This window comes from Arsenicibacter sp. R0_47 (assembly GCF_057652235.1).
Genome location: NZ_JBYFCJ010000001.1, coordinates 602,158 through 620,253, shown reverse-complemented (window position 1 = coordinate 620,253; position 18,096 = coordinate 602,158). Strand labels below are relative to the sequence as shown.

The 18,096-nt window shown below is 56.5% G+C and carries 11 protein-coding genes; 7 read left to right on the top strand and 4 right to left on the bottom strand.

The window, feature by feature from the left end; genetic code table 11:
- The first annotated feature begins 60 nt into the window (after positions 1-60).
- Positions 61-3,159, top strand: coding sequence for a sensor histidine kinase (locus tag AC23NW_RS02505; protein ID WP_487447485.1), 3,099 nt, complete (start codon positions 61-63; stop codon positions 3,157-3,159).
- Here AC23NW_RS02505 and AC23NW_RS02500 read toward each other — a convergent pair.
- On the bottom strand, positions 3,151-4,431 hold the full coding sequence (locus tag AC23NW_RS02500; protein WP_487447483.1) for an RNA-guided endonuclease InsQ/TnpB family protein: 1,281 nt from the start codon (positions 4,429-4,431) through the stop codon (positions 3,151-3,153). The two genes, AC23NW_RS02505 and AC23NW_RS02500, sit on opposite strands and share 9 nt — an antisense overlap.
- Positions 4,432-4,587: 156 nt before the next feature.
- Between AC23NW_RS02500 and AC23NW_RS02495 the strand changes: the two genes are divergently transcribed.
- The gene (locus tag AC23NW_RS02495) at positions 4,588-5,316 is read left to right on the top strand and encodes a LytR/AlgR family response regulator transcription factor (protein WP_293833377.1); all 729 of its coding nucleotides are present in this window, start codon (positions 4,588-4,590) and stop codon (positions 5,314-5,316) included.
- Positions 5,317-5,332: 16 nt separating this feature from the next.
- Here AC23NW_RS02495 and AC23NW_RS02490 read toward each other — a convergent pair whose 3' ends face one another.
- The 3 genes from AC23NW_RS02490 to AC23NW_RS02480 all read right to left on the bottom strand — a co-directional run bounded on the left by AC23NW_RS02490 (position 5,333) and on the right by AC23NW_RS02480 (position 8,506).
- Positions 5,333-6,478 (bottom strand): n-acyl-d-glucosamine 2-epimerase, encoded by a 1,146-nt coding sequence (locus tag AC23NW_RS02490; protein WP_487447482.1) that lies wholly within the window; start codon positions 6,476-6,478, stop codon positions 5,333-5,335.
- A 126-nt stretch (positions 6,479-6,604) separates the two neighbouring features.
- Complete coding sequence (locus tag AC23NW_RS02485; protein ID WP_487447481.1) at positions 6,605-7,798, bottom strand: sialidase family protein; 1,194 nt, start codon at positions 7,796-7,798, stop codon at positions 6,605-6,607.
- Between the two features lie 3 nt (positions 7,799-7,801).
- Positions 7,802-8,506, bottom strand: coding sequence for a FadR/GntR family transcriptional regulator (locus tag AC23NW_RS02480; RefSeq protein WP_293833372.1), 705 nt, complete (start codon positions 8,504-8,506; stop codon positions 7,802-7,804).
- Between the two features lie 153 nt (positions 8,507-8,659).
- Between AC23NW_RS02480 and AC23NW_RS02475 the strand changes: the two genes are divergently transcribed.
- The 5 genes from AC23NW_RS02475 (at position 8,660) to AC23NW_RS02455 (ending at position 18,095) form a co-directional block, all read left to right on the top strand.
- A complete protein-coding gene (locus tag AC23NW_RS02475; protein ID WP_487447480.1) occupies positions 8,660-11,989 on the top strand; it encodes a SusC/RagA family TonB-linked outer membrane protein in 3,330 nt (1,109 codons plus the stop codon).
- Between the two features lie 14 nt (positions 11,990-12,003).
- A complete protein-coding gene (locus AC23NW_RS02470) occupies positions 12,004-13,521 on the top strand; it encodes a RagB/SusD family nutrient uptake outer membrane protein (RefSeq protein WP_487447479.1) in 1,518 nt (505 codons plus the stop codon).
- 77 nt (positions 13,522-13,598) lie between these two features.
- Positions 13,599-14,522, top strand: a complete 924-nt coding sequence (locus AC23NW_RS02465; protein ID WP_487447478.1) for a dihydrodipicolinate synthase family protein — start codon at positions 13,599-13,601, stop codon at positions 14,520-14,522.
- A gap of 10 nt (positions 14,523-14,532) precedes the next feature.
- The gene (locus AC23NW_RS02460; RefSeq protein ID WP_487447477.1) at positions 14,533-16,095 is read left to right on the top strand and encodes a sialate O-acetylesterase; all 1,563 of its coding nucleotides are present in this window, start codon (positions 14,533-14,535) and stop codon (positions 16,093-16,095) included.
- Positions 16,092-18,095, top strand: a complete 2,004-nt coding sequence (locus AC23NW_RS02455) for a family 20 glycosylhydrolase (RefSeq protein WP_487447476.1) — start codon at positions 16,092-16,094, stop codon at positions 18,093-18,095. Before AC23NW_RS02460 ends, AC23NW_RS02455 begins: the two co-directional genes overlap by 4 nt.
- Position 18,096 lies beyond the last annotated feature (1 nt).

Here is an 18,096-nt window from a genome sequence, read left to right as displayed (position 1 = left end):
ATACCTATTGATCAGGTAGTATTACGGCCGTACCTTGCGGAGGTCAATCAATACCCCCTCATGCGCGGTCGCCTGCTGTTCTTCCTGACGTTTAACCTGCTGCTGATCAACGTCCTGTCTGGTCAGTCACCGGTTATCCATGCGTCCGGTTTTACGGTGGAGCAGATCGGACTTAAAGAGGGATTACCGGCGGCGGATATTCACGCGCTCCTGCGCGATAAGGCAGGTTTTCTGTGGCTGGGCACCACAACGGGACTGGTCCGGTACGATGGCTTTACGTTCCGGAGCATCGGTCTTACCGAAAACGGGCAGTCCATCGGACAGGTGAATACGCTGCTGGAAGACGCCGGCGGTGACCTCTGGATCGGCACCGAAGAAGGGCTGTTTCTGTATCACAACGGCAAGGCAACCGCTCTGCCCGCCATCCGGCATCAGACGTTTGTGCGGCTCAATGCCTTACTCTTCGACAAGCAACATACGCTCTGGATCGGCTGTAGCAGCGGGGTGTATCAGCTATCTCCGGCACAGCAGCAACAGCTGAAACAACAACCCGGTCAGCCGGTAACGCCCCGGCCGCTGACCGGATTTGACCGGCTCGTGCCCAAAGCCCGCGACCGGCGGGTGTTTTCGCTGGCGCTCGATGAAGAAGGGAGCTTGTATGTGGGCGGCAAACTGGACTTATTCCGCTACCATAAGGGGAACCTTGACCGGATATGGCAAAGTCCTGACGGCCGTAAAACAGAAATTCAGCATCTGGCCATCCGGTCAAAAAACGACCTGATTTTTTCGGCGCATGACCGCTTCTGCTATATCCGGCTGCGCAACGGAATTCCGGAAACCTTGCTGAACGATATTGTCCCGTCGGATGTACTTTGGACCGGGAAGACGTACTGGTTCCTGTCGTACGGCCTCAAACAGCTGCTTCCGGAGCAGCAGACACCCCTGAAACGGCTCGATCTGTATGAGCGCACGACCAGTCAGCTGAACCGGTTTCTGCTGGATAAAGAAGGTATTTTCTGGATAGCGACCAACGAAGGATTATTGAAAATCAGGCCCTCAGCCTTTGACCGGATTCCGCTGCCGGCCACCGTCCCGGGCAACGAAATCAATGGATTCGGTCTCTATAACCACACACTGGTTTTCGGAGGACACCACGGGAATTTGTTCGGCTTATCGTCGGGGCAGGTATCGCCGCTGCTGACGGGGCAGGTGCCGATTGCCGGTATTGCCGGTATACAGCAGGACCGGCAGGGGATGCTGTGGATGGCCACCACCTATCAGGGTCTGCTGGCATATGACGGCAGGCAAGCCCGCCATGTTACGCTGAAAGACGGGCTGGGCGACGAAGGGTTCAACGCGCTGATTCCGGCCGCTTCGGGGGATCTGTGGGCGGCGGGCGACGTCGGGCTGACCCGCATCCGGTACGACAGCCTGAAACATTCGTACACGTTTGCCTTTTTTGAGCACCCGACCAACCGGTACCGCTTTACTATTTTTTACAATGGGTTTGAAGCCGCTGACCGTACCCTTTGGCTGGCAAGCGATGCCGGACTTATTTCGTTCCGCGACGGACGGTTCACCACCCACCGGATCACACGGCAGGGGCAGCTGGTGCGGTCGGTGCTGCGCATTGCCCGTGACCGGCAGGGCAACGTCTGGCTGGCCACCGACGGGCAGGGGCTCATCAAAGGCCGGCTGAACGGGCAGCAGTTTACCGTAATCCGGCAATACACCACCGCCGACGGGCTGTCGGCCAACAACCTGCTCGATGTCTTTCCCGACAGCGACGGCAACATCTGGACCGGCAGTGCCATTGCCCTGCACTGTCTGACGGCCACCGGACTACGGACCTTCAGCTTCAGCGATGGTTTTTTGGGCGAGTCCTACCAATCGATGCACCTGTTTGAGTATCCGGACGGGACGCTGTATATCGGTACTACGGCGGGACTGCTCCGTTTTTCGCTCAGCCAGCTCCGGCAGCAACCGCCACCCGCTCCCCTGTCGGTCACTGATCTCCGGCTGCTCGGGACCCATACTGATCTCCGGCAGTTCTCAGCCGGCAACGATCCGTCGGGGCTGCCCCGGCAATTGCGCCTGCCACCGGAGCAGAATGCCCTGTCGTTTGGGTTTACGCTGATGAGTCTGGCCAATCCGGTCTGGCACCGCTACCGGTTCCGGTTACTGGGTGCCGAGCAGGGCTGGCGGCTGGCACAGGGCGCAGACCGGACCGTTACGTATGCCGGACTGGCATCCGGAAACTATACCTTTCAGGCTGAGGGCATTACGGCAGCCGGTACCCGAAGCGGACTTACCAGCTTTTCGTTTGTCATCCTGCCGCCGGTCTGGCAACGCTGGTGGTTCCTGACCGGTATGGTGGTGGTACTCCTCGGCACGGTAGCCGGTTATTTTGCGTGGCGGGAACGATCCCTGCGGCAGCGTGCTGCGGAAAAAACGCGGGTTGCCCGGCTCATTGCCGAACTGGAGACACGGGCAATCCGGTCGCAGATGAACCCGCATTTTATCTTTAACTGCCTGAATGCCATTCAGGAATGTATTCTGGCCGACGACACCGACACCGCCTATCGCTACCTCTCGAAGTTTTCGCGGCTGCTGCGGCTGGTGCTGGAAGAATCGACCAAAAGTATGCACTCGCTCCAGCAGGAGATCGATATTCTGCGGCTGTACCTTGACCTTGAAGCGCTCCGGTTCGGAAGCTCGTTTGCCTACCGGCTCCAGGTGGAGGCAGGCATTGAACCACCCTTGTATCAGGTACCGGCCCTGCTGCTGCAACCCTTGACCGAAAACGCAATCCGGCACGGATTACTGCACAAAAGCGGCCTCCGGCAACTCACGGTTGACCTGAGCATCGCAGACGGCGGCGGCCTGCAATGTATCCTGGAAGACAACGGCATCGGCCGCGAACAGGCTGGTGTGCTGAATCAACGGTCTGCGGCTTACCGGCAACGAACCTCCAAAGGCCTAGCCCTTACCCACGAACGGCTTATGTTACTTGATCAATCAGGGTTGGGTAAGGCAACCATGCAGATTGATGATCTGGTCAGCCCCGACGGTATGCCCACCGGTACCCGCATTACCATCACCCTGCCACTCATTACGGCCTTCGATGCCGGTTTAACTACCCAAACACCGTTACGCTAAACTTACACAAATCTGAACATGGTTGTCCAGACTGCCCTTAGCTTCCTGCTTCATAACGACCCCGCCCGAATAACCGGTTGGGTTGTTTGCCGCTCCACAGGCACTACCCGTGTAACTCACGGTGTATTGACTCAAATTGATAGCCGCATTCAAATCGCGGTCTATCTGCAAGCCACACTCTTCGCAGTGGTAAGTACGCTCCGAGAGTTTCAGCCCTGCTTTCTTCCCACCACAGCCCGAACAGGTCTTGCTGCTGGCAAAGAAGCGGTCGGCAACTGCCACTTCCGAGCCGTACCATTCGGCCTTGTAAGTCAACTGTCTGCGAAACTCAAAGAATCCGCCATCCAGAATGGCCGAGGCCAGCTTATGGTTTTTACTCATGCCCCGCACATTAAGGTCTTCAATGACAATCCGGCTGTGGTTCTTGACCAGATGGGTTGTGAGTTTGTGCAGAGCATCCCCGCGTATGTTGGCAATCCGGGCATGAAGCCGGGCCACTTTAGCTTGTGCTTTTTGGTAGTTTTTACTCTGTTGCTTTGCGCCTTTGATAAACTTTTTACTCACCCGGCGTTGGGCCAGTTTCAGCTTGCGTTTATTCCGTTTGTAGGGCTTAACCGCTTGAAATGTACGGGGCCGCCCGGCGGTGCCGTTAGAGAGTGTCGCCAACGTCTTAATGCCCAAGTCAACGCCAATGCTTTCCGATGTTTTGGTAGTTTGTTTTGGCGTGTGCGGGACTTTAAACGAGACATACCAATGGTCGGCGGTACGGGTAACGCTAACGTTCTTAATAACTGTCCCATCAGGAACCGCTTCTTCCAAACGCACCCATCCCAAATGAGGAAGTTTGATACGCTTCCAGTCGGCTTTTATACTACCTTCCAGATAAAATCCGTCGTGAGAACCTTTCTTTTTGAACTGTGGCAAGCCTTCCAACACAGTCACTACTTTTCCGGCCCTACGAATGGTTTTCTTCTTTTTGTATCCCGATGGTTTCTGAATCCGATGGAACGCTTGGTAGGCCGATTGCAGGTTGCGCAGGGCTTGTTGAGGGGCGCACTTGGAGACTTCGTAGTACCAGCTATGTTCTGTTTTGACTTCGGCCACCAGTCGCTTGTGGAGGTCAATAGCCGATGGAATCTTCTGTCCTGCTTCAAAGGCTTTCTGACATTCGGCTACACCCCAATTATAAGCATGACGGGCTACACCCGCGTGTTTGCGGCACAGCGTCGTCTGCTTCTTGTTGAGGTCAAGGCGAATTTTGAGCGACTTCATCTGAGTAAAGATAGGCAAAATAAGCCTGATTACCAAACGATTGCGCCCGGTTTAGTACTATAATATCTGAACAAACATCCTGAAAAATGGCCTGATTGTTCAGATTTATATAAGTATGTTCAGACTTTTTAACTCAGATGCAAACCCTGACAGCCTATGTACCGTGCCCTTGTGATTGACGACGAACCCCGTGCCTGCCACATTCTGGAAATTCTGGTCAGTAAGTACATCCCCGAAATCACCCGGTTCCGGCGGGCCACCACCCCCGCCGAGGGCATTGCGCTTATTCAGTCGGTGCGGCCACACCTTGTCTTTCTGGATATTGAAATGCCGATGCAGAACGGTTTCGATGTCCTGAATGCTATCGACGATATTGATTTTGACATCATTTTTACGACCGCTTACTCGCAGTTTGCCCTACAGGCCATCAAGGTCAGCGCCCTGGATTACCTCCTGAAACCCATTGATGTGGATGAACTGCGGCTGGCCTTCGACAAGTTTTTGCGGAAACAAACCGAAGCGCACCGCCCCGGCGCACTGCTCCGGAATCTGGCCGACAACCTGGCCGTCAGCCATTCCGGTCAGCAGCGGCTGCCGATTTCGACCACCGAGGGCCTGCATTTTCTGCCAATCGCCGAGATTGTCCGCTGCGAAGCCTCAAGCAACTACACCTTTTTTCACCTGACCGGCAACCGGCGTTTCTGCGCCTCGAAGACCCTGAAGGAATTTGAAGGCATGCTGAAAGACCACGATTTTGTACGGGTTCATAAATCGCACTTGGTCAACATGCAGTTTGTGCGGCTGATTGATCCGGCGGGCGTTATCCACCTGACCGATAATACGCAGCTGACCATGTCGCGCCGGCAACGGAAACGGCTGAATTAACGCCGGTGCTATCTTCCTACTTTAATGCCTGCCAGCACTGGAATAACGCGCGCGGCACGTGGTAGCACCCTTTCCATTTCCCGCCCTTGAGCGGCAGTAGTACCTCGCCCCGGCGATTCAGGTACCCGTACCATTCGCCGTGTTCCGGGTCCGGGAAATGCGACCACGTATAGGCATGAACCCGTTCAAACCACGCCCAACAGGCCGGATTACCCGTCAGCTGGTAGCCTTTCAGCAAACTAATCAGCGTTTCGGCATGTACCCACCACAGTTTCTGGTCCCATTCGAGCTGTTGGGGTGGATGCCCGTTGGCATCCATAAAGTACAGAATACCGCCAAACTGCTCATCCCAGGCGTATTGCAGGGTATCGAGCGTGATCGTAACGGCGCGGTCGAGCAGGGCACGGTCGTTGCGCCGTACCGCCAGATCCATGATAAACCACATGGCTTCGATAGCGTGTCCCGGATTCAGCAGACGGCCCTCGAACGAGTCGGACACCTTGCCCTCGGGCGTTACATTTTCGCGGATCAGCCCCAGCGCCGGATCATAAAACACGTCCATCACTTCGTGGATGCACGCATCAATGGTTTCTTCGACCAGCGGTTTATCGAGCAGGTGCTCTATTTCCAGCGCGAGGTTGCACAGAATCATCGGCAAGGCAAAGTTCTTCAGCGGCCGTGTGCCGGGTACTGCCTTGTTCCAGCTCCCCTTCGTATTATCGCGGCGGGCCAGAATCTGCCGGAAGGTAGTTTCGGCGAGCTGTGCCTGCTCATCACTGCCTGTCGCCAGCGACAGCTGCCCGAAGGCCATCGTCGCAAAACAATCCGAGAAAATATTGTAGGGCTGAACCAGCGGCCGGCCTTCACGGGTCAGTGAAAAATACCAGCTCCCGTCAGCGGCCCGCGCGTGTTTTTTGAGAAAATCAGCACCGTGGCCGGCCATATCGAGCCAGTCGGGGCGTTTCTCCAGCCGGTTATACAGCATGGCAAAGGTCCAGACCTGCCGCGCCTGCAACCAGACAAACTTATCGGTATCAAACACCTGCCCCTGCCGGTCAAGACAAGTCAGGAAACCGCCGTACTGCGTATCAACCGAGTGCCGCTGCCAGAACGGAATAACATCCGTCAGCAACGCATCGCGGTATTGTTGGGAAAGAGACATGGGTAAAGAGCGGCCCGCCGCCGCGGCGAAAGACAGAAAGAGCGAAAGACAGAAAGAGCGGGTGGGACACACAGTCCGGCCACCGCGCGGTGAAAGGCAGAAAGCGCTACCACGGCGTTAAGCTGTTTAGAAACTGAAGCTTGCGTAGGTGATTGTCTGGTAGTTGTCGCGTTCGTAGAGGACACCGACCTGACCGTTTTGCTGGATAACCAGATCGGAGTAAGCCGACGAACCACCGTAAATTTCCTTCCCCTGCGACCAGCTTTTGCCATCGTCCTGACTCATCCGGATCGTTAGCTTTTCGCGTTTGGTCTGGCTGTTGGGGTTCACAAACAACAGCGCCGGTTGTCCGGAGGGCGTTTTGTAATTAATCATTGATCCCTGGCAAACCGGATCGGGTAAATCCGTAGATACAATTACGTCGTTCCAGCGTTCACCGGCGGTCGGCGAGTAGGCCAGCAACCGGCTTTTTACGTCTCCCGACTGATTGCGCATGTTCATCAGTATACCGCCGTCGCGGGTTTCGGCGGCGATGCTCTCGTTGCTGCCCGGATAAGCTACGGTCGGGCTCAGTTTCCAGCTGCTGCCGTGGTCGTCGGAGTAAAATCCGTGGGCGCTGTAGTCGCGGAACTGCGCCTGCGGGGGACCGGCCGAGTGATTCGCTGCCACAAACAACCGGCCGCGATACCGGCCCTGGCTCAACTGCAAGGCATGGCCGGGCGTGTTGGCATAGGACCGCCAGTCTTCCTTAAACGTGTAGGCAGGGTTTGCTTCCGGTTTATTGGGCCGGTTTACCTGCGTCGTAATGTTGACCGGTGCCGACCACGTTTTACCCAGATCGGTACTGGTCACATACCATACCTCACGGATCGCTTTGCCGTTCCGGACATCGCCTTCCGACGCCACGCCTGTGTTATACACCAGAAACAACCGGCCGTCGGGATAGCGCGGATCAGTCAGGTCGAAAACCGGTGCCGCGTTACCCGCCTGATTGGTGCCATAATCAACGGCCACCGACAGCGGCGACCACGTTTTACCCTGATCACGGCTGGTCCGAAGCACAATATCGACGTTGCCGAAATCGCCGCAGTCGGTTTTGCGTCCTTCGGCAAACGCCAGCAAAGTACCGTCCGGTGCGTTGACAATGGCCGGAATCCGGTAGCACAGATAGCCATCAGTGCCGTTACTGAACACGGTTACCTCATCAGGTAAGACCGTTCCGGCCGCTGCCGGAGCAACATAAGGGGGCGCGGCGGCTACAGGCTGCGCCTGACGGCAACCCAGTAACAGGCCCGCCGCAAGGATAATATGCGGAAACATGCGTTAAAACAAACGTTGAAAGTGATTCTCAAAATGATTGCGCATCGCGTTGCGGAACGTCTCCGCAGTACCGTGCTGCAGAATATCCACCAGCCCCCGGTGCGATACAAACTTTTTATGCTGCACCTGCTTTTTCAGCAAGCCGCTTTTGTGGACATACTCAAATGTCGGCAGGAGCATCTGCTGGAACCGCATGAGCGTGTGGTTGCCCGTAATTTCGTAGAGCTTGCCGTGGAAACGCACCTCCTGATCGGCGTTAAAAATCATTTCCTCGGTATTGACCGGCTCATCGGCCACGATGGCATACAGCTCGTCGATGTCGCGCTGGGTGATGCGTTCGAACAGCAGATCGCCCATGCCGATTTCCAGTACCAGCCGGAGTTCAAAAATATCGCGCAGGGTTTCGTCGGCCAGAATCCCGGGATACATCGTTTTTTCGAGCAGCGACAGCAGGTCGGGGTTCGTAATGACCGTCCCCCGCTTTTTTTTCGTCTCCACCATCCCGCGCATCCGCAGCCGTTGCAGGGCTTCGCGGATCACCGTACGGCTTACGCCCAGCTGAACCGCGAGTTCGACCTCTTTCGGAATCACATCACCGGTTTTGTATTGCTGCTCCTGAAAGAAATCCAGTAACTCGGTCTCGGCCTTATCAACCAATGATGTCTGCTCATGTAAGCGCAGGTCATCATGCATGTTCGCGTAATCCATATTATGTATAACTTAATAGTGCGACAAATTTAGATTCATATCCGAAAAACAAAAAATATACGCGAAAAAATAATTTTAACAGGCCTGTTGCGAATATTAAATAATACATAATACCTTTGTCAAGTCATACATAATGCAAAAATTATTATTCGTATGTGGCATCTTTATACTAACAAGCTCCTCAGCAGCTATTATGTCATACTTATCGTCGGTCTGTTCTTATCGACGATAGGCATGGCACAGCCTAAACCTTTTACTGGTGTGGTACGGGATGGCCGTACTGCCGAAGCATTGCCAGGCGTCAACGTAACGATCAAAGGCACAACCCGCGGAACCGTCACGAACGCCGACGGCCGTTTTTCAATCAGCGCAGATAAGGGCGATGTACTCGTTTTCTCGCTGATCGGCATGACCACGCAGGAAATCACCCTGAACGATCAGTCAGCCGTGACTATGCAGCTGACCGAAAGCGCCAAGAGCCTCGACGAGGTAGTGGTGGTCGGCTACGGGCAGCAAAGCCGCCGTACCCTGACCGGCTCCGTCGCTACAGTTGACCCGACGGTTTTTAAATCGGTACCGCGTACTAACGTGGCCACCGCCCTGCAAGGCACCGTGCCGGGGCTGCGGATTCAGCAGACGACTGGTCAGCCGGGCTCAACACCCGCCATTTCGTTCCGGGGAGGCACCGACTTCAGCGGCTCCGGTTCGCCGCTGGTCATTATCGACGGCGTGATTGTGCCGTCGCTCTACGGCATCAACATGGAAGATGTGGAAACGATTGACCTCCTGAAAGATGCCGCCTCAACAGCGATTTATGGCGCACGGGCCTCCAACGGGGTTATTCTGGTAACGACGAAAAAAGGTAAAAAAGGACGTACGCAGGTGACGTACAGCTACAAGCGGGCCACCAACTACATCCGGCGCAACCCGCTTGACTACATGAGTGCCGAAGATTATATTCTCTGGAACCGGCGCGGACTGGCGGCGCGTTTCGAAGCCGCACGGGCCGACAACAACACCGCTGAAATGAACAACGCCCGCAACCAGCTGGCAGGGGCGTGGGGCTGGGGCACCAACTCCGGCTGGACAGCTCCCGACGGCAAGTACTCAACGCAGCTGCTCTCGAACAGCAACCGTACCCTACTGGGCGATCCGCAATACCGGATGCTGATCCACAAGAACCCGTTTAATGCCGCTCAGATGGATACCCTCCTGTTCCGGTCGATAACGCAGCGGCAGCTCGAAGACCTGATTCTTCAGCAAAGCAACCTAAATGAGCACTACCTGAACGTATCGGGCGGGAACGACCAGGGCAATTTCGCGCTGGGCGTCGGCAATCTGAGTGATGTCGGGATGCTTATCGGCTCGGCCTTCAAGCGGATGAATATGAACTTCAACGGCGGACTGAATGTGGGTAAAAACCTGACGGTATCGCTCAATCTGGCCGGTTACAGCACCAAAAACAGCCCGTCTTACCTGACTGCCGACGGCGGTGGCGGGGTCGGCGGCGGGATTATTCAGCGGTTCACGGGCATTGCCCCGACGGTCCGCCTGACCCACGATCAGACGGGAGCTATTCTGCCGGGCGTCGATGGCAGCACCCTGGGTAATCCGGCTTATTTTCAGGACAAATTCCTGAACCAGACACTGGAACAGCGATATAGCGGTGGCCTCAACATCGAGTACCGGATCCTGCCGGAGCTGAAGTTACTGGGCTCGGCATCAGGCTTCTACCGGTATACCAACAGCGACAGTTTCACCAAAGCCTACATCAACGGCACGGGCGGCGCGCTGGTCAGTACACGCAATGCGTCGTTCAGCAACCAGCGGGTTGGCCAGTATCAGTACAACGGCTTTTTGCAATATGATAAAACGTTTGGGAAACACACCGTTTCGGCCCTGGCCGGCGGCGAGTTCTTTGAGTTCCGGCAGTACGACTATGGCGCCTCGGCCAACCTCGCAGCTACCGACTTCATTCCGTGGCTATCGGCCTCAACGGCGGCAGTCGGTATTCCGTCATCAGCCTTTTCAAGCTGGCAGCGGCTGGTTTCGGGCATCGGCCGGATCAATTATACCTACGATAACCGCTTCCTGCTAACCCTGAACGCCCGCTACGACGGTACGTCAAAGCTGACCACCAACCAGTATGGCTTCTTCCCCGGCATGTCGCTCGGCTGGAACATGCACTACGAAGACTTTTTTACCAAATCAGCGCTGAGCCGGTACATTACGACCCTGAAACCCCGCATCAGCTGGGGCGAAAACGGCAGCATCACCCCCCTGGGCGATTTTGCCACAATCCCGCAATACGGCAACGTGGGTATCTACAACGGGCAGCCGGGCTTTGCGGCAGGCAGCATTGTTAATACCAACCTGAAATGGGAACGCGCCAACACGCTGAACTTCGGTCTTGACCTTGGCTTGCTGAACAACCGCGTAACGATTCTGGCCGATTATTTTATCCGGAATGTATACGACAAAATCAGTTCGCTGACCATTCCGGCGTGGACGGGCTACAGCAGCTACCAGACCAATCTGGGACAGTTGCAGAACCGGGGTATTGAGCTGGAAGTACGGGGCAATATTCTGAAAGCCAGCCATCCGCGCGGCCTGTCGTGGAGCGTAGGTGCGAACCTCTTCCATGTTAAGAACTACGCCGTTAAGCTACCCAACAACGGACTCGACCGTAACCGGCAAAGTGCCGTTCAGGTCTATGATCCGGCACAGGGCAAGGTGGTCTGGGTAGGCGGTTTGCAGGAAGGCAAACGCATCGGCCTCGACGAAATCTGGGCACCGGTGTACGACGGCATTTACAAAACGCAGGCCGACATCGACGCCCGCGCGAACTTCGTAAACACCTACCTGCCGTATACCAACAAACGTATCAAGCTCCTGGGCGATGCCCGCTGGCGTGATCTCGACCGCAACGATACGCTCGACTACCGCGATTTTGTGTTCGTCGGCCGGACAACGCCGACCGTGCAGGGTGGTTTTTCAACGACCTTACAATGGAAAGGCTTTACGCTCTTCGGTCAGTTCGATTACTCCCTGGGCTTTGTCATTGCCAATCAGATGTATCTGCGCGGTATGTCGCAGGTACAGGGTTCTCAGAACGGGCCGGTTGACGTAACAAAGACCTGGTCGCCGGAAACGCCGGACGGCACGCTGCCACGGTACTACTGGGCAAACTACGGCCGGAACTACTTCACGGATGCCGGTGGCAGTACCACCGCACCGGCCAACTTCTGGCAAAAAGGCAATTACGTAGCCATGCGCGAACTGACCCTGAGCTACGACATGCCGCAATCGCTCATGACCCGCCTCTCGCGCGACCGGGTAAAAAGCCTCCGCGTGTTTGCCACCGGCTCTAATCTGCTCTATCTGACGCGCTACAACGGCACCTTCCCCGAAGTGGGCGGCAATGACGTGGGCCGTTTCCCGCTGCCGCGCGTGCTCACCCTTGGTGCTACCGTATCGTTGTAAACCCGAAAAACAGCATGAAACTTCATAAGCTACTCATAATCGCCGGATTAAGCCTGAGCTCAGGGCTTTTCTCCTGCCAGCAACAGTTAGATGAGGTCATTCCGCAAACCTCGCTGAATCAGCAACTGGCCCTCTCCGATCCGAACGCCGCCATGACGCTCTATACCGGCGTATATGCCTCACTGCGGGGCTACCACAGTACACTCGTCAATCTGGGCGAAATGCGGTCGGAGATCTGGGCTGACGGCCTCTTTACCGAATCGGAAGACACAGGCCTCAAACAATACTGGTCGCACAACATCAGCGCGACCAACGTACCGGCGGGCAACTGGGGCGGTTTCTACAACCTCCTCGACCGGATCAACACGGTAATCAAGCTCTTTCCGCAGGCGCCTCTGGCCGACGCTCAGCGTAAAGCCGCGCTGGCCGAAATGTATGGTTTACGGGCCTATGTGTACTTCACACTGCTGCGGACATGGGGCGGCGTCCCCATTACAACAGAGCCGGTGTCGGCCGTCAACAGCCTGACCGACCTGTATCGCGAACGGGCGAAGCCGGAGGAAGTAATGGCACTGATCAAAAGCGACCTGGACCAGTCTCTGACCTTATTTTCGGGCAATAACGCCTTCACAGCCAAGCGGGTGTACTGGAACCGCGCGGCTACCCTGACGCTGAAAGGCGACGTTTATCTGTGGTCGGGCACCCTCATGGGCGGCGGCAATGCAGACCTGACCGCTGCCAAAACCGCACTGGAAGAGGTAAAGGCAATCCCGGCACTGAGCCTGCAGGCTGCCTACGCCGACGTCTTTGATCCGACGAAGGAAACCAATAACCGTGAGATCATCTTTGCACTCAGCTTCGAGAAAAACGAAGCAACGCAGGGAGCCTACGGCAGTTTTCTGGTGAATACCACCCAGGCCGGTACCCTGGTCCTTGATCCGGGCACAAGCACTTCCGCAACGGTCAGTTCGGCCTATCCGTATGTGGCCGGAGCGAGTCGGGTGGGTCTATCGCAGGCAATGATTACACGGCTGAACATTCCGGCCGACCGGCGGATGCGGGTAACCTTCCGCACCATGCACCGGACAACGGCGGGCAATCCGGTTGCGGGTGTCCTGCTGACCAAGTTTATCGGTCGTGTTGATGCCGGTACGCAGCTCTACGACAACGACTTTCCGGTATACCGGTACGCTGATGTGCTGTTACTGCTGGCCGAAGCCAATACCAAACTGGGCAACGATCCGTCGGCCGACATCAACGCGATCCGCGCACGGGCCTATGGTACCGGTTACACGCCTTACACCAACGGCGATCAGCAGGCGAACATGGACGCCATCCTGGACGAAAACCTGCGGGAGTTTATTGCGGAGGGCAAACGGTGGTTTGCGCTGCGGCGGGCCGGCAATGCGTTTGTATTCAAAAACGTAAGCCAGACCTACCTGCCATCGGCCCAGCCCTTCAAGCTCCAGCTCCCCGTCTCGGTTTCCATGCTCAACACCGACCCCAAACTCACCCAAACACCGGGCTATTAATTTATTGAGTGATTGAGCGATTGAGTGAGTTTGGAAATTCACTCAATCGCTCAATCACTCATCCACTCAATAATAAAATGAAAATCAACGGATTAATTGCGGCACCGTTTACGCCGATGCGGGCGGATGGCAGCCTGAAACTGTCGGTCATTGATCAGTATGCACAGCTGCTGGTCGCGAATGGCATTAAGGGGGCCTTTATCGGCGGATCAACCGGCGAGGGCGTCTCGCTGACCACCGACGAAAAAGTAGCCCTGCTCCGTGCCTGGGGTGAAATTGACCAGCCGTCGCTGCTGAAAATCATGCTGGTAGGCGGCACATCGCTGGCCGAGTGCATTTCCCTTGCCAGGGAAGCCCAGCGCAACGAATTTCAGGCGGTGGCGATTCTGGCCCCGTTTTACTTTAAACCCGCCAATGCTGCCGTACTGGCTGATTTCTGCGTGCAGGTGGGCGAGGCCGTGCCGGACCTTGGGGTTTATTTCTACCACATTCCGGCCCTGACCGGCGTTCATCTGTCAATGATCCAGTTTCTGGAAAGCCTCGGCGACCGGCTGCCAAACTTCCTGGGCATCAAATACACCCACAACGACCTGATGGAATACCGTCAGTGTGTGCTGTTCGACAACGGCAAGTATGATATGCTGTGGGGCTGGGACGAGATCCTGCTCGCCGCCATGGCGATGGGCGCCCAGGCGGGCGTAGGCAGTACGTTCAACTATGCGGCGCCGCTTTACCACGATCTCATGGCGGCTTTCGATGCCGGAAACCTTGAGTTGGCCCGGCAATTGCAGGACGCCTCGATTGCCATTGTCCGCCTGCTGGGCAAGTACGGCGGTATCGCTACGGGGAAAGCCTACATGCGGGCCATCGGCCTCGATTGCGGGGAATTCCGGTTGCCGGTCCGCAACATGACTGCCAGCCAGTATGACCAGTTTCTGACCGACCTCGATGCGATTGGTTTTTACCGGTATGCGTCCAAAGTGCCGGTACATATCGGCTAAACCGGTTGGTATGATGCAGCGCCTTCTTTGCATATTGTGCTTGGTGTTGACCTGCCCGGCCGCCGTTCCGGCGCAACAGCGGTTGCCGCAACGTCGGTTGGCGCAACTTCAGTTGGCCGATGTCTGGCAATCGGGCATGGTGGTTCAGCGCGATCAGCCGGTAACGGTTTGGGGATGGGGTATACCCGGTCAGACCGTTACCGTTTCGTTTGGCCCGTCGGTTGCGAAGGTCCGTATTGCGCCTGATTCCGGCTGGCAGGTGCATCTGCCGGCCCGGAAGGCCTCGGCCATCCCTGCTGAACTTCGTGTACGGGCCGGCACTGCGCAGCTGCTGCTGACTAACATCCTTGTCGGTGATGTATGGCTTTGTGCCGGTCAGTCGAACATGGCATTTCCAATGGCCCGTGAACAGTTTGCGGCCCGGACACTGGCGGGGGCCACCTATCCGCACATCCGGCTCTGGAACCGGCTGCCCGGCGCATTTCAATACAATCAGCCGTTCACCACCAGCGAGGCAGCTAACCTTTATCCAGACAGGTATTTCACCCCAACGCCCTGGCAAACCGCCGATTCGGTTACGGCACGGCCGTTTTCAGCCGTTGGCTTTTATACCGGACTGGCCTTGCAGGAAGTGCTGCACATCCCCATTGGCCTGATTCACGTAGCGGTTGGGGGCTCGCCGGCCGAAGCATGGGTGCCGCCCGTCACGAACGGTCCGCTGTCGGTCTTTTTCAGCGGCGACTGGTGGGCAAATCAAGCCATTGAGCCGTGGTGCATCCAGCGGGGGCATGAAAATCTGGATGCGTTAATCCGTGCTGATGTTGCTGTTCCCCGCGATGCCCTGGGGTACAATCATCCTTATAAGCCCGGTTTTCTGTATGCTGCCGCCATTGCCCCGCTGAATCAACTGGCAATTAAGGGCATTCTCTGGTATCAGGGAGAAAGCAATGCCCTCAGCCTGGCCCGTGTACAGCAGCACGAAACCTTGTTTCCGGCGATGGTCGCCCAGTGGCGGCAAAACCGGCACCAGCCCGACCTGCCGGTTTACAGTTGCCAGCTGTCATCTATCAGTACCGAAAAAGGCTATAAATCAGAACACTGGCCTTTATTCCGTGACAGCCAGCGGCGACTGGCAGAACAGATTCCCTACACGGGAATGGCGGTTACCAGCGATCTGGGCCACCCGACCGACGTGCACCCGACCAACAAAAAGACAGTCGGCCAACGGCTGGCACGGGAGATTCTGATCCGCACGTACGGACATACATTAGTGTCGGCCCCAAAATCCTGGCAACTTGTCCGGACAGCCACCGGCTGGCAACTGACCCTGTCTGATACCGGCAACGGTCTGCGTACCGGCAACGGGCAGCCGGTGCACGGCTTTGCCATTGGCGATGCTACCGGCCCGACAACAGACCTCACAGCCGTTGCTGATGGCGCAACCATTCAGCTTACCGGTCAGGCATCAGCCACGGAGCGCTATCTGTACTATGGCTGGCAACCCTTTACAACCGTCAATGTAGTCAACAGCGACGGGCTGCCGTTAACCACATTCCGCATACCCCTCCCATGATGCGTCTACTGATTTTTTTCGTTCTGCTGTTGTCCGTTACCCGTTTGGCAGCGCAATCACCTCCGGCATTGTTGCCGGCCCCGCAGCGGCTGGTGTGGACCCGTGAGTCATTTATACTAACCGGCACGGTAGCCATACACCCCACGGTATCGGCAGCCGGAGTGGTGGGCGAGTCAGTAGCGGCGTTTATCCGGCAAATCAGTCAGGCAGCGGTACACGTGGGAAAACCATCAGGAACGCAACCGGTCATTGTGTTACGGATCGACTCCGGCGGTGTACTCAGCAAGCGGCCGGAAGGCTATACCCTAACCATCACACGCCGCCGCATTACCCTGACCGGCGCCTCCGAGACCGGTCTGTTCAGAGCGTATCAGACACTGCGCCAGTTGCTTCAGCCGGGGCCGGTGCGTTTTGCCGGTTGCCATATCACGGATTATCCGGCGTTTCCGGTCCGCGGTTTTATGCACGATACCGGCCGAAGCTTTATTCCCTTCGACACGCTTAAGCAACACATAGACCGGCTGTCGGCGTACAAGATCAATGTATTTCACTGGCACCTGACCGAAGACCTTGCCTGGCGGCTGCAAAGCGACAGTCTGCCCAACCTGACCAATCCGGCCGTGACCCTGCGCGATCCGGGTCTATTTTACACTAAACAGCAGGCCCGCGAGCTGGTCAGTTTCTGTAAAGCGCGCCATGTCCTGCTGATTCCCGAACTGGATATGCCCGGCCACAGCGCCGCCTTCGAACGGGCAACGGGCCACAACATGCAGTCGCCGGAAGGGAAAGTGCTGGTCAAAAAACTCATCCGTGAAGCCTGCGCCCTGTTCGATGTACCCTACCTGCATCTGGGCACCGACGAAGTGGCGTTTAAAGACCCCGCGTTCGTCGGCGAGATGGTAGCCGAAGTGCAGCAGTGTGGCAAACAGGTCATTGGCTGGTATCCCGGCGCGGCTATGGCACCCGGCATTATCCGGCAGCTTTGGGTCCGCAACAATAAACCCCTGCCGCCCATGCCTGTCATCGAATCAAGGAATCTGTATGTTAATCATGCCGCTACCCAGGCCGATCTGATTGGTATTTTCCAGCGGAACCTGTGTGATACGACCGAAGGATCACTGACGCGGCTCGGTGCCATTGGCTGTGTATGGAACGACCGGAAACCCGCAGACCTAGCGCAGATCGAGTCATTGAACGGGTTCTATCCCCTTATGCTGACGCTTGCCGAACGGGCATGGCGCGGCGGCGGGCAACCGGAAACCGGACAGGGCGTGGTGCTGACCGATAAAACCGCCTTTGCTGCGTTTGAAAACCGGTTGCTGGCCCATAAAAAGCAGTATTTCCGTGGTCTTTCTTTTCCGTATGTCCGGCAGCAGTCGCTACACTGGCGGTTGCTGAATCCCTTTCCGAATAACGGCCGGTTAAATACAGTTTTCCCGCCGGAAACCGGTCAGCTGACTTTCCCCGGCATTGACGTTACCGGCGCGACCATTTACCTGCGACATACCTGGGGGCCGCAGGTAGTACGTGCCTGGCTCGATGCGCCGCAGCCAAACCATACGGCTTATGCGTACACCTATGTGTATTCGCCCGGGGAGCAGCAAGCCGGCGCCTGGATTGACTTTCATAACTACGGCCGGTCAGAGAAGGATGCTTCGCCGATGGCCGGAACGTGGGACTATAAAGGCAGCTGCATCTGGGTAAACGACGCCGAAATACGTCCGCCGCAGTGGACACAGCCGGGCCTTCACCCCTCCGGTATGGAACAACCTTACCGCGATGAACCGTATGAGCTGCGCCCGCCGGTGAGCATTACCCTGCACAAAGGCTGGAATAAACTCCTGGTCAAACTACCGGTTGGTGCCTTCAGTACCAAAGACTACCGGCTGGTAAAATGGCTGTTCACCTGCGTTTTTGTACGGCAGGACCCGGCGAGCGGTCATTGGGAGACCGCCGGTGAACTCATTTTTTCGCCCGATAAAACGTTTTCGAAACCTTAAC

Bases quoted from the DNA above. Each gene is read 5' to 3' on its own strand.
- AC23NW_RS02465 (WP_487447478.1), top strand. From the start codon at position 13,599: ATGAAAATCAACGGATTAATTGCGGCACCGTTTACGCCGATGCGGGCG.
- AC23NW_RS02505 (WP_487447485.1), top strand. From the start codon at position 61: ATGCGCGGTCGCCTGCTGTTCTTCCTGACGTTTAACCTGCTGCTGATC.
- AC23NW_RS02480 (WP_293833372.1), bottom strand. From the start codon at position 8,506: ATGGATTACGCGAACATGCATGATGACCTGCGCTTACATGAGCAGACA.
- AC23NW_RS02495 (WP_293833377.1), top strand. From the start codon at position 4,588: ATGTACCGTGCCCTTGTGATTGACGACGAACCCCGTGCCTGCCACATT.
- AC23NW_RS02470 (WP_487447479.1), top strand. From the start codon at position 12,004: ATGAAACTTCATAAGCTACTCATAATCGCCGGATTAAGCCTGAGCTCA.
- AC23NW_RS02455 (WP_487447476.1), top strand. From the start codon at position 16,092: ATGATGCGTCTACTGATTTTTTTCGTTCTGCTGTTGTCCGTTACCCGT.
- AC23NW_RS02500 (WP_487447483.1), bottom strand. From the start codon at position 4,431: ATGAAGTCGCTCAAAATTCGCCTTGACCTCAACAAGAAGCAGACGACG.
- AC23NW_RS02460 (WP_487447477.1), top strand. From the start codon at position 14,533: ATGATGCAGCGCCTTCTTTGCATATTGTGCTTGGTGTTGACCTGCCCG.
- AC23NW_RS02475 (WP_487447480.1), top strand. From the start codon at position 8,660: ATGTGGCATCTTTATACTAACAAGCTCCTCAGCAGCTATTATGTCATA.
- AC23NW_RS02485 (WP_487447481.1), bottom strand. From the start codon at position 7,798: ATGTTTCCGCATATTATCCTTGCGGCGGGCCTGTTACTGGGTTGCCGT.
- AC23NW_RS02490 (WP_487447482.1), bottom strand. From the start codon at position 6,478: ATGTCTCTTTCCCAACAATACCGCGATGCGTTGCTGACGGATGTTATT.